Source organism: Paraburkholderia caffeinilytica (genome assembly GCF_051027425.1).
GTDB classification, from domain to species: Bacteria; Pseudomonadota; Gammaproteobacteria; order Burkholderiales; family Burkholderiaceae; genus Paraburkholderia; species Paraburkholderia caffeinilytica_A.
On sequence record NZ_CP186552.1, the window covers coordinates 784,844 to 801,059 of the forward strand.

Annotated in this window: 16 protein-coding genes; 15 read left to right on the top strand and 1 reads right to left on the bottom strand. The window is 62.5% G+C overall.

Translation table 11 applies throughout. The features are described from left to right. The first annotated feature begins 199 nt into the window (after positions 1 to 199). The 7 genes from ACOSV0_RS03430 (at position 200) to ACOSV0_RS03460 (ending at position 6,926) form a co-directional block, all read left to right on the top strand. Positions 200 to 1,615, top strand: a complete 1,416-nt coding sequence (locus tag ACOSV0_RS03430; protein WP_434108736.1) for a hypothetical protein — start codon at positions 200 to 202, stop codon at positions 1,613 to 1,615. 260 nt (positions 1,616 to 1,875) lie between these two features. Beyond that, complete coding sequence (locus tag ACOSV0_RS03435; protein WP_434108738.1) at positions 1,876 to 2,454, top strand: YqgE/AlgH family protein; 579 nt, start codon at positions 1,876 to 1,878, stop codon at positions 2,452 to 2,454. Continuing rightward, positions 2,451 to 2,891: a Holliday junction resolvase RuvX gene (gene ruvX, locus ACOSV0_RS03440; RefSeq protein WP_115782008.1), complete on the top strand. Its 441-nt coding sequence runs from the start codon at positions 2,451 to 2,453 to the stop codon at positions 2,889 to 2,891. Before ACOSV0_RS03435 ends, ruvX begins: the two co-directional genes overlap by 4 nt. Beyond that, on the top strand, positions 2,878 to 3,408 hold the full coding sequence (gene pyrR, locus ACOSV0_RS03445) for a bifunctional pyr operon transcriptional regulator/uracil phosphoribosyltransferase PyrR (protein ID WP_434108740.1): 531 nt from the start codon (positions 2,878 to 2,880) through the stop codon (positions 3,406 to 3,408). Before ruvX ends, pyrR begins: the two co-directional genes overlap by 14 nt. 134 nt (positions 3,409 to 3,542) lie before the next feature. Further along, entirely contained in the window at positions 3,543 to 4,577 is a 1,035-nt protein-coding gene (locus ACOSV0_RS03450; protein ID WP_434108741.1) for an aspartate carbamoyltransferase catalytic subunit, read from the top strand. 161 nt (positions 4,578 to 4,738) lie between these two features. Further along, entirely contained in the window at positions 4,739 to 6,019 is a 1,281-nt protein-coding gene (locus ACOSV0_RS03455; protein WP_434108743.1) for a dihydroorotase, read from the top strand. A gap of 37 nt (positions 6,020 to 6,056) precedes the next feature. After that, on the top strand, positions 6,057 to 6,926 hold the full coding sequence (locus ACOSV0_RS03460; protein WP_434108744.1) for a lysophospholipid acyltransferase family protein: 870 nt from the start codon (positions 6,057 to 6,059) through the stop codon (positions 6,924 to 6,926). A 25-nt stretch (positions 6,927 to 6,951) separates the two neighbouring features. Here the strand turns inward: ACOSV0_RS03460 and ACOSV0_RS03465 are convergent, their stop codons facing one another. Then, on the bottom strand, positions 6,952 to 7,830 hold the full coding sequence (locus ACOSV0_RS03465; protein ID WP_434108745.1) for a symmetrical bis(5'-nucleosyl)-tetraphosphatase: 879 nt from the start codon (positions 7,828 to 7,830) through the stop codon (positions 6,952 to 6,954). Between the two features lie 203 nt (positions 7,831 to 8,033). Between ACOSV0_RS03465 and ACOSV0_RS03470 the strand changes: the two genes are divergently transcribed. The 8 genes from ACOSV0_RS03470 to ACOSV0_RS03505 all read left to right on the top strand — a co-directional run bounded on the left by ACOSV0_RS03470 (position 8,034) and on the right by ACOSV0_RS03505 (position 16,117). Then, complete coding sequence (locus tag ACOSV0_RS03470; protein ID WP_434108747.1) at positions 8,034 to 8,945, top strand: GDP-mannose 4,6-dehydratase; 912 nt, start codon at positions 8,034 to 8,036, stop codon at positions 8,943 to 8,945. A 469-nt stretch (positions 8,946 to 9,414) separates the two neighbouring features. Further along, entirely contained in the window at positions 9,415 to 10,476 is a 1,062-nt protein-coding gene (gene rfbB, locus ACOSV0_RS03475) for a dTDP-glucose 4,6-dehydratase (protein WP_434108748.1), read from the top strand. A 9-nt stretch (positions 10,477 to 10,485) separates the two neighbouring features. After that, positions 10,486 to 11,379, top strand: a complete 894-nt coding sequence (rfbA, locus tag ACOSV0_RS03480; protein WP_434108750.1) for a glucose-1-phosphate thymidylyltransferase RfbA — start codon at positions 10,486 to 10,488, stop codon at positions 11,377 to 11,379. After that, positions 11,364 to 11,915 (top strand): dTDP-4-dehydrorhamnose 3,5-epimerase, encoded by a 552-nt coding sequence (gene rfbC, locus ACOSV0_RS03485; protein ID WP_434108751.1) that lies wholly within the window; start codon positions 11,364 to 11,366, stop codon positions 11,913 to 11,915. The genes rfbA and rfbC overlap by 16 nt, the downstream gene beginning before the upstream one ends. An 11-nt stretch (positions 11,916 to 11,926) precedes the next feature. Next, on the top strand, positions 11,927 to 12,853 hold the full coding sequence (gene rfbD, locus ACOSV0_RS03490) for a dTDP-4-dehydrorhamnose reductase (RefSeq protein WP_434108752.1): 927 nt from the start codon (positions 11,927 to 11,929) through the stop codon (positions 12,851 to 12,853). Positions 12,854 to 13,100: 247 nt separating this feature from the next. Further along, positions 13,101 to 14,516 (top strand): mannose-1-phosphate guanylyltransferase/mannose-6-phosphate isomerase, encoded by a 1,416-nt coding sequence (locus ACOSV0_RS03495; RefSeq protein WP_434108754.1) that lies wholly within the window; start codon positions 13,101 to 13,103, stop codon positions 14,514 to 14,516. 1 nt (position 14,517) lies between these two features. After that, on the top strand, positions 14,518 to 15,336 hold the full coding sequence (locus ACOSV0_RS03500) for an ABC transporter permease (protein ID WP_434108755.1): 819 nt from the start codon (positions 14,518 to 14,520) through the stop codon (positions 15,334 to 15,336). Positions 15,337 to 15,340: 4 nt separating this feature from the next. Then, the gene (locus tag ACOSV0_RS03505) at positions 15,341 to 16,117 is read left to right on the top strand and encodes an ABC transporter ATP-binding protein (protein WP_434108757.1); all 777 of its coding nucleotides are present in this window, start codon (positions 15,341 to 15,343) and stop codon (positions 16,115 to 16,117) included. The last annotated feature ends 99 nt before the right edge of the window (positions 16,118 to 16,216 follow it).

Genomic DNA, 16,216 nt, shown 5'->3' on the forward strand with positions numbered 1-16,216 from the left:
TCTGGCAAACAGCGCCGGCCGGAACGAACGCGATTCACGCGCTCGGAACGCAGCCCCAACGCGTCGACGCGGAGCGTCCCCGGTTGCGCCGTGTCGCAGCGGTAGTCTGTCATTGTCCTGTCGCCAGTTCGCGCGTTAGCCGATCAGTCTCTCGTGCGACGCGTTGCGCGGCGGCCCGTCAGCCTTCTGTCGCCTGCCCATGACTCTTCGATCCGCTGCACCCGATTCCTTCGATGCCTTGCCTAATCCGCGCGGCGGCGCGGTCCGTCCCGCGGAGCTGGCGCTGGCCGAGGCGCTGCTAGCGTTCGAACAACACAGTGAAAGCGCCTCGGCGCTGCTGCGTGCGTCGCACGCGTTGCGCGAAGCCGGCTGGCTGAGCGCGCAGCGCTTCGCGGACGCGCTGGTGCGGCTTTCGCCTTTGGCCGAGAGCGAGGGCGATCCGGCTGATACGGCTAGCGCGCGGGCCGTATTCGGCGCCGCGTTGCGCGATTTCCGCGCAGCGCTCGAGCGTCACAATCTGCATGAGTTGTCCTGCTCGCCCACGCTGTTCAATCACTACCGCGCGCTCTGTACCCATTTGTCTGAGCACACGCCCGGTTCGACGGTCGCTTTCGAAGATCTCGCGTTGAGCGCGCGCCCCGTGCCGCCGGTGTCGCTGCACGCGCAGTCCGCGGATCGACTGGCTCATTTGCGGGCGCGCTATGAAAGCGCGTTGCTACCTGTGCTGCGCTCGCAGCCCGATAACAGCGGCGCCGCGCTGGCCTTCACGAACGCCGCACTCGACGAGCTGGACGCGGTTCTTACCGAGCTCACCGGTCCCGACCCCTACGATTTCTGGCGTCTCGCCAAAGCCTGTGCCAAGGCGCTGCGCGTCAGCGGCCGCGCTACCGGAGAAGCCGACGCACGGCGTTTTTATGCGCGCTGCAACCTTGCGCTGGGCGATCACGCGCGCGGTATCGAGCGCGCGCCGCGTTCGCTGGTGCGCGCGACGCTGGCACTGCTATGGCGCGACTACGCGTTGTTCGGCGCTGCGGCGGAAGACGCCGATCATGTCGAAGTGCTGCACGACTATGGCTTGACGGTCGATTGGCACGTCGCGGGCACCCAGGCATCCGAAATGCTCTGGGAAGCCGGCGCCGTGCAGGCGCAGACAATCAGCGCAACCCGCAACGCGCTAACCCGTGAGCTGGGCGTGTTGACCGTCAACGCGCACGCCTATGAAGATTTCCTGCAGACGGCGGATGCCGCGATTTCGGCGCTGACCGAGCATGCCCGTGCGGCGGATCAGCCCGAGAAAGCCGATCCGAGCGAGGCGCTGCAGGCGGGCGACGCCGCCTACCGGCTCGGCGCCGCCGCATGCGCGTTGGGCCTCGGCCATATCGCGCTGGTCGCCGATGCGCTCGGGCTTGCATGGCGCCGCCGTGCGCATGCCGGTGTGACGACGCCGGCGGTGCGTTCCCACGTCGTCGTCAGCGCGCCGGCGGCGAGCACGCTCGAGCAGGCTGCCGAAGCGTTGCGCGCGATGCTGCACAAAGTGGCCGCGGGCGTTGCACCAACAGGCAGCAGCGCCGCGCTGGCCGCATTGACACGTTCGATCGAACAGGGCGGCGCCTGATCTGCTGCGGTATCGGCAGCACGTTCTGTACGCCGGCACGCATCCTCATACCGGCCGCCACGAGGTGCAACGATGGAATCCGGAGGCACGCGATATGCGTGTCATAAAACACCGCTAAACGGCACCGTGGACAAGGCCTGCGTGCGTGATAGAGTGGAACTTGATTCGCCGTCGATGGCTCGCGGCGCACGTCATCGCCCACATCGCGGTCCCGCGCCCAAAGCCCGCCATCCTGCATCGTCTTTGCTAAAATCCGAACTATGTCCAAGAGTACCGATCGCATCAATCTGACCAACCAGTTCCTGATCGCCATGCCGAGCATGGCCGATCCCACGTTTTCAGGAACGGTGGTCTACCTTTGCGATCACAGTGAGCGCGGTGCGCTCGGCCTCGTGATCAACCGGCCGACCGATATCGACCTGGAAGCGCTCTTCAGTCGCATCGATCTCAAGCTCGAGATCGAACCCCTTCTCCATGTGCCCGTGTATTTCGGCGGCCCGGTGCAAACCGAGCGCGGCTTCGTGCTGCACGATCCGAAAGACGGCAATGCCTATACGTCGTCAATGTCGGTGCCCGGCGGGCTCGAGATGACCACGTCGAAAGACGTGCTCGAGGCCGTGGCGAGCGGCGCCGGTCCGGAGCGCTTTCTGCTCACGCTCGGCCATGCCGGCTGGGGCGCGGGGCAGCTCGAAGATGAGATTTCGAAGAATGGCTGGCTCACCGTTGAAGCCGATCCGAAAATCGTTTTCGACGTGCCTGCCGAAGAGCGCCTGGAAGCGGCGCTCGCGCTGCTCGGCATTTCACTGTCGATGCTGTCGGGCGAAGCAGGTCACGCATGAGCCTGGCAGCCGGACGTGAGGCGACGCTGCTTGCGTTCGACTATGGTGAAAAGCGGATCGGCGTGGCGGTGGGCAATTCGCTCACACGCAGCGCACGGGCGCTAGTGATCGTGCAGAATCGCAGCCGCGAATACCGTTTCGAGGCGATCGGCAAGCTGATCGCCGAATGGAAGCCGGACGCGCTGGTGGTCGGTTTGCCCATGCACCCGGACGGCACGCCGCACGAAATGACCCAGCTCGCGAAGCGCTTCGGCAATCAGCTGAATGGCCGCTTCAATCTGCCCGTTACATGGATCGACGAGCGCTATTCGTCGGTCGAGGCGAAGGCGGAAATCCGCGCCGGCAACGGCCGCGCCGACATGCTCGACGCCGAAGCCGCCAGCATCATCCTCCAGCAATATCTAGACGGACTTTCCGACGATCATGAGTTTCATTGACGCCGAAGCGCTCTACAGCGCTTTGCTCGAACAGATTCGTGCGGCGTATGGCGACGCCTTCAGCGCTGCCGACGGCCCCGTACTGGCCGGCATCCACAGCGGCGGCGCGTGGCTCGCCGAACGCCTCGCGAGCGACCTGCAGGTGCCGAGTTTCGGCGTGGTGAATGTCGCACTGCATCGCGACGACTACGCGAAAAAAGGTCTGCACTCGCAGGCGAGCCCGACCTCGCTGCCGTTCTCGGTGGACAAGCGCCGCATCGTGCTGGTGGACGACGTGCTGTACACCGGCCGCACGATTCGCGCGGCGCTGAACGAGCTGTACGACTACGGCCGTCCGGCATCGGTCGAACTGGCGGTGCTGGCCGATCGCGGCGGACGCGAGCTGCCGGTGGCGGCACGGTTCGTCGGCGGCGTGGTGGAGGTGCCGGCCGATGCGACGCTGGTTCTCGCACGCGGACAAGGCGGGGCCGTCGGCAGCCCGCATTTCACGTTTCACACTGAAGCACGCGTCGATTGAACGCGACTCCGCATATCGAGCAAAACGGTTCACGCGCGGCGGCACTGAACGCGCCGATTGAACCGCCAAACGCACACGACGCAGTCAGCATCGACACCGTACACGTTGAAGCCCGTATTTGAAGCAGGGACACCATGAACACCGCCACCCAGGCTACCCAGGCCTCCCAGGATTCAGCCGACAGCGCTACTGAGCGCTTCCGTTATGGCTTCCTGAAGGGCAATCCGCAGCTCACGAAAAACGGCGAGCTCAAACATCTGTTGTCGATCGAGGGTTTGCCGAAGGCGATCGTCAATCACATTCTCGATACCGCCGACCAGTTCGTCAGCGTGACCGATCGCGAAGTGAAGAAGGTGCCGCTGTTGCGCGGCAAGTCGGTGTTCAACCTGTTCTTCGAGAACTCGACGCGCACTCGCACCACCTTCGAAATCGCCGCGACGCGTTTGTCGGCCGACGTGCTGAATCTGAACATCAATGCTTCGTCGACGAGCAAGGGTGAGTCGCTACTCGACACGATCAACAATCTCTCGGCGATGCATGCCGATATGTTCGTCGTACGTCATGCATCGAGCGGCGCACCGTACCTGATCGCCCAGCACTGCGCGCCGCACGTGCACGTGATCAATGCCGGCGACGGCCGTCACGCACACCCGACCCAGGGTCTGCTCGACATGTACACGATCCGCCACTACAAGAAGGATTTCACGAATCTGCGCGTGGCGATCGTTGGCGACATTCTGCATTCGCGGGTCGCGCGTTCGGACATTCATGCGCTGACCACGCTCGGCGTGCCGGAAGTGCGCGCGATCGGTCCACGCACGCTGCTGCCGGGCGGTCTCGAGCAGATGGGCGCGCGCGTATTCCACAACCTCGACGAAGGCCTGAAAGACGTTGACGTGATCATCATGCTGCGTCTGCAAAACGAGCGGATGAGCGGCGCGCTGCTGCCGTCGGCGCAGGAGTACTTCAAGAGCTGGGGTTTGACGCCGGAGCGCCTCGCGCTCGCCAAGCCCGATGCAATCGTGATGCACCCGGGTCCGATGAATCGTGGCGTCGAAATCGATTCGCAGGTGGCTGACGGTCCGCAATCGGTGATTCTGAACCAGGTCACGTTCGGTATCGCGGTGCGTATGGCGGTGATGGGAATCGTCGCGGGCAATCACGATTGATCTTGCAGTTGACCGGCGCCATGACGCAACGAGTCTAATCCGCTCAAAGCGCGGCCACGGCGCCACGACACACAACGAACACGCGACAAGTCACACAGAACTTAGCTGAACGCCAGGTCGAACCGCTTGGCTAAACCGCTTGGCTAAACATAAGGCAGCGCATGAAGATTCATATTCAAGGCGGCACGCTGATCGATCCGGCAGCGGGCACCGAACAGCAGCAGGACATTTTTATCGCGGCGGGCAAGATCGTCGCCATCGGCAACGCGCCCGTTGACTTCAACGCAGCGAAGACCATCGACGCTAAAGGCCTGCATATCGTGCCGGGCCTCGTCGACCTGTCCGCGCGCTTGCGCGAGCCGGGTTACGAACACAAGGCGACGCTCGAATCGGAAATGGCCGCGGCACTCGCGGGCGGCGTGACGAGTTTGGTCTGTCCGCCGGACACCGATCCGACGCTCGATGAACCGGGCCTCGTCGAGATGCTCAAGTTCCGCGCGCGCAATCTGAACCAGGCGCATGTGTATCCTCTCGGCGCATTGACCGTCGGCCTGAAAGGCCAGGTCATCACCGAGATGGTCGAGCTGACCGAAGCGGGCTGTATCGGTTTTTCGCAGGCCGACGTGCCGGTGGTCGACACGCAGGTGTTGATGCGTGCGTTGCAGTATGCGAAGACTTACGGCTACACGGTGTGGCTGCGTCCGGTCGACGCGTATCTCGGCCGTGGCGGCGTAGCCGCGAGCGGCGCGCTGGCATCGCGGCTTGGGCTGTCGGGCGTGCCGGTGTCGGCTGAAACCATCGCGTTGCATACGATCTTCGAACTGGTCCGCGTGACGGGCGCGCGGGTGCATCTGTCGCACGTGTCGTCGGCGGCGGGCATCGAGTTGATGCGCGCGGCCAAGGCCGAGGGCCTGCCGGTATCGTGCGACGTCACCGTCAACCATGTGCATCTGATCGACCTCGATATCGGCTACTTCGACGCGCAATTCCGGCTCGATCCGCCGTTGCGCCAGCAGCGCGATCGCGAAGCGATACGCGCGGGTCTTCTCGACGGTACGGTCGATGCGATCTGCTCCGACCACACGCCCGTCGACGACGACGAAAAGCTCCTGCCGTTCGCCGAAGCCACGCCAGGCGCGACGGGCCTCGAGCTGTTCCTGTCGCTGACAGTCAAATGGGCCGACGAAGCGGGCGTGTCATTGGCCAAGGCGCTGAACCGCATCACCGCCGCGCCGGCTGAAGTGCTGAAGCTCGAGGCGGCCGGACGCATCGCCGTGGGCGCCGTCGCCGATCTCTGCGTGTTCGACCGCAACGCGTATTGGCGCGTCGAGCCGCGTGCATTGAAGAGCCAGGGGCATAACACGCCCTTCCTCGGCTACGAACTGCCGGCGCGCGTGCGAGCGACCATCGTGTCCGGTCACGTTGCGTTCGAACAGCGCTAATATTCGCGGCATTGCCCAGTTACGGAAAGCTCCGACAATGAAGCTCGCGTTACGCAAGGCCCGCCTCGTCATCCATCTGCTGCACGGCATGTGGGTCGTGGCGACACGCTTTCCCAAAGCCGGCGCAGAAGGGCGGCAGACGCTCAACCGCGAATGGTCGCTGAAAATGCTGCGTTTGTGCGGCATGCAGCTCGTCGTGCATAACGACAGCGCGCGGCTCGACCGCGGCGCACTGGTGGTCGCCAATCACATCTCGTGGATCGATATCTACGTGATCAATGCGTGGCGGCCCACGCCGTTTGTTTCGAAGGCCGAGATCCGGCAGTGGCCGGTAGTCGGCTGGCTGGCGCAGCAACTGGGCACGGTGTTCATCCAGCGCGAGAAGCGCAGCGATGCGAAGCGGATCATGCACGAACTGTCCGACCGCCTGAGCACCGGCGAACTGATGTGCGTGTTTCCTGAGGGGACGACGTCAAACGGTCTGGCGCTGCTGCCGTTTCACGCGAATATGTTCCAGGCCGCCGTGTCGGCTTCGGCGCCGGTACAGCCGCTGTGCATCATGTATGAAGATGCGCAAGGCCGGCAATCCACCGCGCCTGCGTATATCGACGATCTGACGCTGGGTGATTCGCTGAATATGTTGCTGCGCGGCGGTCCGTTGACCGCGCACGTGTATGTCGGCGCGCCGCTTGCGCCGGGTGCGGACCGGCGCACGCTGGCGGCAGAGGCGGAAGGGGTGATTGCAGCGGCGTTGCGGGAGATGCAGGGCGGTATGACGAGGTCCGGTGCGGCGATCGCGGCGTCGATTTCGTCGCCGAACGCGGCTGATGCCACCGACGCCTCCAGTGCCCCCAGCGCCTCGCCGGTGCTGATCGAACCGGTCGATCAGTCCGGCCGGTCGGCTTAACGAGGCGGCTTATTAACGAGGCAGCTTAGTTACCGCTGCCCGGCACGCGGCAACTCTCGCAGTCGACTTGCGTCAGCGTGCGTTCCGCGGGATCTTGCGCAAGACGCACGGCGGAGAGTTTCTCGCCCCATACGCAGCCGGAATCCAGGCCGATCAGGTTGTCGCGCAAGGTCAAGCCGAGCGCGGCCCAATGGCCGAACACCACGGTGATGTCCGCGGTTTTGCGCGACGGCACGTCGAACCACGGCATGCTGCCCGTCGGCGCGGAATTCAGGCCGCCGCCGCTGCTGAAATCCATCGCGCCTTCGGCGTTGCAGAAGCGGATGCGCGTCAAGGCGCTGCACGTCAGACGCAGCCGATCGATGCCCTTGATATCGGGCGTCCAGCGGTTCGGCTCGTTGCCGTAGAGCCCCGCGAGCGTTTCTTTCCAGTTCGGTGCGCGCAAAGCCCGCTGCAGCTCCTCGGCGAGCTCCATTGTCAAGGCGGCGTCCCATTGCGGCAAAACGCCCGCATGCACCATCAGCATGCCGTTGTCGAAATGCGCGAGCGGACGGTGGCGGACCCATTCGAGCAGGTCGTCCGCGTCCGGGGCGGCAAGAATGTCGTCGATCGTGTCGCCTTTCTTTGACTTACGGATGCCCGCCGACACTGACAATAAATGCAAATCATGGTTACCCAGCACCGGCACCGCGCGGTCCCCCAGCGCGATGATGTCGCGCAGCGTGGCGAGCGATTCGGACCCGCGGTTGATCAGGTCGCCCGCGAACCACAGCGGTGTGCCTTCGGGCGGCGCGGCCTTGGCCAGCAGCTGCTGGAACGGTTTGCGGCAGCCTTGCAGGTCGCCGAAGGCGAGTGGTAGCGGGTGTGGCTGGGTCGAAGAAGTGAAGGCGGTAGGTGCTGTCATCGGGGGAGTCGGTGCAAATCGATACACGCGGGTACGCACGAGACGTGCCGCGGTGGGCGGTGCAACATGGTAGCGTGACATAATATCCGCTTTGAAGCACTGATATCTGGCATTGCGCCGTCAGAGGCCGCAGGCCAGCACGACCGCCAGGGTCGCGTGCATTATTGCAATACAACAGGAAGATCCTCGTGAACGGAGAAAGCATGTCGTCTGCTCATGCGAAGCAACCTATTCGCACCCTCATTACGGGGGCGAGTGGCTTTACCGGCCGCTATCTGGTGGAGAACCTGCTCGGCCGCGGCCATACCGTGATCGAAACGATGGGCGGGCACGACGAGCCGGAAACGCCGACGCGGCTGCGGCTCGACATCACCTCGCCCGACGCTTGCCGCCGCGTGATCGAAAAGGCGCGGCCCGACTACATTGTGCATCTGGCGGCGATCAGCTTCGTGGGTCATAACGACCCGCTCGACTTCTACCGCGTCAACGTGATCGGCACGCTGAATCTGCTCGAGGCCTGCGCGGCTGTCGGCCATACGCCGCGCAAGCTGCTGATTGCGAGCAGCGCGAACGTTTACGGCAATGTCACCAGCGACGCCATCGACGAAACCTTCCCGGTCACGCCGGTGAACCACTATGCCGCCAGCAAGGCGGCCATGGAAACCATGGTGCGGACGTGGTTCGACCGCCTGCCGATTCTGATCGTGCGGCCGTTCAACTACACGGGCCGCGGCCAGGCGTCGAATTTCCTCGTACCCAAGATTGTCGAGCATTTCGCCCGGCGCGAGCCGACTATCGAGTTGGGCAATATCGACGTGGCGCGCGATTTCTCGGACGTGCGCTACGTGGCGAGCGCCTACGAGGCTTTGCTCGATTCGACGGCCGCGGCCGAAACGGTCAACGTCTGTACCGGCACGCCCTATACGCTGCGGGAGATTCTGTCGGCGGCAAGCGATCTGACCGGGCATGAACTCGAGATTCAGATCAATCCCGCTTTCGTACGACAGACCGACGTGAAGATGCTGGCTGGGTCGCCGGCCAAGCTGCGCTCGCTGGTGCCGAAGGTCGAATCGATTCCGTTCATGGATACGTTGCGCTGGATGTTGGCGGCTTAGCAGACGCATCTGACGGTATCTGCGGGCATCTGCTGTTATCTTGTGCTGCGGGTTTGCGTGGCGGCGCGCTTGGGCCCGAAGCGGCCAGGGCGTCGCGCGTCGTCGTGCCTCATGCGCGCGCTCGGGTGTCGCAAACCGGCTATTTGCCCGCGCGGCGGGCCGGGTCGGCGCCCTTGCGCCTACGCCCTCTCATCGCGGCATTCGCCGTCGAATCATGCCCTCGGAAATGTCGAATCACGCCCTCGGAAATGATTGGAAACCAAACCTGTCAAGCTGTTTCAAGTTGTTAGGGTTCTAGTTTTTGCCCCGGGCGGCTTTATAATCGGGGCTTCATAAGATTGGCGTTTGAGCGCCTGCCCGCTGTGCGAAGGGCGGCGCCGGGCGTTGACAAGAAACGAACACCACAACGCGAGGCGCGTGGATCGGTGAACCGATTTCGATCTGCCACCAACATCTAGAAGGGAATTTCATGATCCTGGTAACGGGCGGTGCCGGCTTTATCGGCGCCAATTTCGTGCTCGACTGGCTCAATGCGTCGGACGAAGCGGTGCTGAATGTAGACAAGCTGACCTACGCCGGCAATCTGGGTACGCTCAAGTCGCAACAGGCGAATCCCCGGCATGTGTTCGTGCGGGCCGATATCTGCGATCGCGCCGCGCTCGACGCGCTTTTCGCCGAGCACAAGCCGCGTGCCGTGCTGCACTTTGCCGCTGAAAGCCATGTGGACCGTTCGATCCATGGCCCCGCAGATTTTGTGCAGACCAACGTGGTCGGCACCTTCACGTTGCTCGAAGCCACCCGTCAGTACTGGAATGCGCTGGGCGAGGCCGAGAAGGCCGCGTTCCGTTTCCTGCACGTCTCGACCGACGAAGTGTTCGGCTCGCTGTCCGCTACCGATCCGCAATTCTCCGAAACCACGCCGTACGCGCCGAATAGCCCCTATTCGGCCACCAAGGCGGGTTCCGACCATCTGGTGCGCGCCTACCATCACACGTATGGCCTGCCGGTGCTCACCACCAACTGCTCGAACAACTACGGCCCGTATCAGTTCCCCGAGAAGCTGATTCCGCTGATGATCGCCAACGCGCTCGGCGGCAAGGCATTGCCGGTGTACGGCGACGGTCAGAACGTGCGCGACTGGTTGTATGTCGGTGACCATTGCAGCGCAATTCGCGAAGTGCTCGCGCGCGGCACGCCGGGCGAGACGTACAACATCGGCGGCTGGAACGAAAAGAAGAACCTCGACGTCGTGCATACGCTGTGCGACCTGCTCGACCAGTTGCGTCCGAAGGCGGGCGCTTCGTACCGCGATCAGATCACTTACGTGAAGGACCGTCCGGGTCACGACCGCCGTTATGCGATCGACGCCCGCAAGCTCGAGCGCGAGCTCGGCTGGAAGCCGGCCGAGACGTTCGAGACGGGTCTCGCCAAGACGGTCCAGTGGTATCTGGACAATCAGGCGTGGTCTGACGAAGTCGCTTCGGGCGAGTATCGGAAGTGGGTTGAGACTAACTACGCGCAGCGCGCGTAAGGGCACGGCATGGCGCGCAAAGGCATTATTCTCGCGGGCGGATCGGGCACACGCCTGTATCCGATTACGCACGTCGTATCGAAGCAGTTGCTGCCGGTCTACGACAAACCGATGATCTATTACCCGCTGTCCACGCTGATGGTGGCGGGTATTCGCGACGTATTGATCATCTCCACGCCGCAAGATACGCCGCGTTTCGAAGCCATGCTCGGCGACGGCAGCCAGTGGGGCATGAATATTCAGTACGCGGTTCAGCCTTCGCCGGACGGACTGGCGCAGGCGTTCATCATTGGCCGCGACTTTGTGGGCAACGATCCGTCGGCGCTGATTCTCGGCGACAACATCTTCTACGGCCACGATCTCGCGAAGCAACTGGAACGCGCCAACGAGAAAGACGTGGGTGCTACGGTATTCGCGTACCACGTGCACGATCCGGAGCGTTACGGCGTCGTCGAATTCGACAAGCAGTTCCGTGCGCTGTCGATCGAAGAAAAGCCGGCCAAGCCGCGCTCGAACTACGCCGTTACCGGCTTGTACTTCTACGACAAGCAGGTCTGCGATATCGCGGCGGACATCAAGCCGTCGCCGCGTGGCGAGCTTGAAATCACCGACGTCAATTCGCGTTATCTGGCCAACGCGGCGCTCAATGTCGAGATCATGGGCCGTGGCTATGCGTGGCTCGACACCGGCACGCACGATTCGCTGATCGAAGCGGCGACCTTCATCGCGACGCTGCAAAAGCGCCAGGGTCTGGTGGTGGCGTGTCCGGAAGAGATCGCGTACCGGCAGGAATGGATCGACGGCGAGCAACTGCTTGCGCTGGCCAAGCCGCTTGCGAAGAACGCGTACGGCAAGTATCTGCAAAACCTTCTTACGGACCACGTTGCATGGCCATCCAAGTAACCGCTACCGCGCTGCCTGAAGTCAAGATCATCGAGCCGAAAGTGTTCGGCGATGCACGGGGCTTTTTCTTCGAAAGCTTCAATGCGCTCGAGTTTACCGAGAAGGTCGAACCGGGCATCGAGTTCGTGCAGGACAACCATTCGCGCTCCGCGAAAGGCGTACTGCGCGGCCTGCATTATCAGATTCAGCATGCGCAGGGCAAGCTCGTGCGTGTGGTTGAAGGAGAAGTGTTCGACGTTGCAGTCGACATCCGCAAAAGCTCGCCGAATTTCGGCAAGTGGGTCGGTGTGACGCTGTCGGTCGAGAACCATCGGCAGTTGTGGGTGCCGCCGGGTTTTGCGCATGGTTTCGTGGTGTTGTCGGAATCGGCGCAGTTTCTCTACAAGACCACGGATTACTGGTTTCCTGAGCACGAGCGCAGCATCGTCTGGAACGATCCGGAGATCGGCATTGATTGGCCGATCGACGTCGAGCCGGTGCTGGCTGCGAAAGACGCGGCGGGTAAGCGTCTTGCCGATGCTGAACACTTTGCGTGAGGGGTTCCGGCATGAGCGCACATGATGCCAGGCGGACGATTCTCGTCACCGGTGTAAACGGCCAGGTTGGCTTCGAGCTTGCGCGTACTTTGCAAGGGCTCGGCAACGTGGTCGCGGTTGACCGCGCCACGCTGGATCTGTCCAATCTGGACCAGGTCCGCGCTGTCGTTCGAGAGGTGCGGCCTGCGCTGATCGTCAACCCGGCGGCCTATACCGCGGTCGACAAGGCAGAAGAGGAATTCGATCTCGCCATGCGCATCAACGGCGAGGCGCCGGGCGTGCTGGCAGAAGAAGCGAGAAAGCTTGGCGCAGCGTTGATTCACTATTCGACCGATTACGTGTTCAACGGCGAGAAAGAAGGTGCCTACGTCGAAGATGATCCCACGGATCCTCAAAACGCGTACGGCCGCACCAAGCTCGCGGGCGAACAGGCGATCGCCGCGACTGGCGTGAATCATCTGGTGCTCCGCACGAGTTGGGTGTACGGCACCCGTGGCAAGAATTTTCTGCTCACCATGCTGCGTCTTGGCGCCGACCGGCCCGAGTTGAAGGTGGTTGCCGATCAGTTCGGCGCGCCGACCTGGAGCAATACGATCGCAACGCTGACCGCGCATCTGGGCGCACAGGCTTTTGCCGCGGAAGACAGCGCGACGTGGTGGAGCGAGCGCTCAGGCATCTATCACCTGTGCGCCGGCGACGCGACTTCGTGGCACGGCTTCGCCTCGGCCATTTTCGAACTCGCGGATTTGCCGAACCAGCCGAAGGCGCTGCCGATTCCGGCTTCCGACTATCCGACGCCGGCCAGGCGCCCATCCAATTCGCGGATGTCGAACGAGAAACTGGCGCAGGTGTTCGGGCTTGCCGCGCCGCATTGGCGCGATGCCTTGAAGCTGTGTCTTACCGACGCTTTCCCGCGGTCGCCCGCAGCCCGTTCTTAAGGTATGGAACACGCGTTGCCCGAAGCTACGCCACGTAGCGCCGTGCATTGGCTGCCTGACGATAGTGAAAGGGTGCAGGGGTAGAATATCGTTCGGTCTGGAAGACTCGCGCCGGTCCGTTATCCGGGCCAAACGCGTTGATGTTCAGGGCGCGCGGATGGGCCGCACGACCGATTGATTTTGTGGGTTGTGCTGATTATTCGCGGTCATGGCATGTCCGCAATAAATACGGTACTGAGGGGACGCTGTGAGTTTGTTACCGATCATTCTGTGTGGCGGGGCGGGTTCGAGACTGTGGCCGGTCTCGCGCGAATCGCATCCGAAACCGTTCATCCGCCTCGCGGATGGCGAGAGCCTGCTGCAAAAGGCGTTCTTGCGCGCGGTTGTGCTGCCGGGCGTGAAGGAAGTGCTCACGGTAACGAACCGCGATCTGTTCTTCAAGACCGAAGACGATTTCCGCGAGGTGAACACAAAAGGCTGTGCGACCTCGTTCATTCTCGAACCGTTCGGCCGCAACACGGCTGCGGCGATTGCCACGGCGGCATTGCATACGGCGAAAGTGCACGGGGACAAGACGGTCATGCTGGTGCTGGCAGCCGATCACCTGATTGGCGACCAGCAGGCGTTCGCCGCGGCTGTGGCGGCTGCGCAGAAGCTTGCGCTGGCGGGCAGGGTAGTGACGTTCGGTGTCCATCCGGAAACGCCCGAAACCGGCTATGGCTACATCGAGGCCGATGGCGACAAGGTGGTGCGCTTTGTCGAGAAGCCGTCGCTCGAAAAGGCGCGTGAATACGTCGCCTCGGGCAAATTCGTGTGGAACTCGGGCATGTTCTGCTTTACCGCGGGCACGATTCTGAAGGAAATGCAGCAGCATTGTCCCGAGATTCTTAGCGCGGCTACCGAGTGCATGGAGAAGTCGCCTTCCGCCGCGGGTAAGGACGGCGCGCAGATTCGTCTCGAGCCGGGCTCTTTTGGCGCGGTGCCGGAGATGTCGTTCGACTATGCGGTGATGGAGAAGTGTGAGCATGCCGCGGTGGTCCGTTGCGACATCGGCTGGACGGACGTCGGTTCGTGGACCGCACTCAGCGATCTCTCGCCGGCGGACGGCAGCGGCAATCGTGTCGAAGGCGAAGCGCTGCTGCTCGATGTCAAGAACTGCTATTTACGTGGCGGCGACCGGCTGATCGGTGCGGTCGGTGTCGAGAACCTGATCGTGATCGATACGCCGGACGCACTGCTTATCGCGGATAAGGACCGGGCTCAGGACGTGAAGCAGATTTTTGCCGAACTCAAGTCGCGCGGTCACGAAACGTACAAGGTGCATCGCACGGTGCACCGGCCGTGGGGGACTTATTCGGTGCTCGAAGAAGGCCCACGCTTCAAGATCAAGCGCATCGAGGTCAAGCCGGGCGCGAGTCTCAGCTTGCAGATGCATCATCATCGCAACGAACATTGGGTAGTGGTCAGTGGCATGGCCAAGGTCGTGAACGGAGAGCAGGAGTTCTTCGTATCGACCAATGAGTCGACCTACATCCCCGCGGGTCATAAACATCGCCTCGAGAATCCGGGCGTAGTCGAGCTCGTGATGATCGAAGTGCAGAGCGGCGAATATCTGGGCGAAGATGACATCGTTCGCTTTGAAGACATTTACGGACGTACTTGAGATGGATATCAGTTTTAGCAACGATTCGGAAGACCTGACTCGTCACACCGAAAACGACGATCTGATGGTCGGCATGAAGGCGGTGCGGGTGTGGGGCACGCTCGGGTGGCACGACATCCGGCAACGGTATCGCCGTTCGGTGCTCGGGCCGTTCTGGTTCACGTTGAGCACGATCATCATGGTGGTGGTGCTGGGTGCGCTGTATTCCACCCTGCTGCATCAGGAAATCTCCAACTATCTTCCGTACCTCGCGGTCGGCCTGGTCGTATGGGCGTATCTGGCCGCGGTAGCCAACGAGGGCTGTATTGCCTTTATCGGCGCCGGCTACCTGATCAAGCAGATCCGCTTGCCACTTACCGTGCACGTATGCCGCATCGCGTGGCGCAATTTTGTGATTCTGCTGCACAGCTTGCCGGTGGTCGTGGTGTTGCTGCTCATCTTCGGGCGCTGGCCGGGCTGGGAATTCCTGCTGGTGCCGTTCGCGCTCGTCATTCTGCTGCTGCATGGCGTCTGGCTCGGTGTGACGCTCGGTGTGTTGTGCGCGCGCTTCCGCGACATTCCGCCGATTGTTGCCAACCTGATCCAGGTCGTATTCTTCTTTACGCCCGTGATGTGGTCCCCTGAAATTCTGAAGGACCGCGCGTGGGTTGCCGAATACAACCCGCTCTATCACCTGATCGAGACCGTGCGTGCGCCGCTGACCGGCCGTCCGACGCATTGGCAGTCGTGGGCGTGGTCGATCGGCCTGTTGATTGTCGGTTTTGCCTTCGCGCAATTCCTGATGAAACGTTTCCGTAATCGCGTTCCTTACTGGCTTTGATATTGTGAGTTCTTCATCGATTGTTGCTCGTAACATCTCCGTCGAATTTCCGATCTACGAGAACTCCCATCGCTCGTTGAAAAAGGCGGTGCTCAATCTCACGACGGGTGGCCGGATCGGTCAGGATGCCGGTCGTCATGCGATCGTCAAGGCGATCGACGACCTCAGCTTCAGCTTTACCGAAGGCGAGCGCGTGGGTTTGATCGGTCACAACGGCTCGGGCAAGACCACTCTGCTGCGCACGCTCTCGGGCGTGTACGCGCCGGTACGTGGCGAGCTCAAGGTGCAGGGCAAGATTGCCTCGCTGCTGGACGTGTCGATGGGTCTCGATCCCGATGCCACCGGCTTCGAAAACATCTATCTGCGCGGCATTCTCGACGGCCTGAAGCCGGCGCGTATCCGCAGCAAGATCGACGAAATCGCCGATTTCAGCCAGTTGGGCGACTACCTGAATCTGCCGGTGCGCACCTATTCGAGCGGGATGATGTTGCGTCTTGCGTTCGCGATTTCGACCAGCGTCGAAGCCGATATCCTGATCATGGACGAGTGGCTGAGCGTGGGCGACGCGGAGTTCAGCGTCAGGGCGGCCGAACGTCTCGAGAGCCTGGTGGGCAAGGCATCGCTGCTGGTTGTTGCTTCCCACGATCCGAAGCTGGTGGCACGGGTGTGCAACCGCAAGATTTCCATGGAGCACGGCAAGATGGTCTCCGACGAACCGGTGATCGCGCCGGAAGTCAACGAGGGGCCGTTGGTTAGCGAGACTGCGCGGTTGCCACACTAACGCCGCAAGCGGGCGTGCCTGAACGGGTTGCGTGACCACGGCACTGCCCGGTGTGACCATTCAGAAAAGTGTGATGCGGGTGCCGAGCTTCGGTCCGTA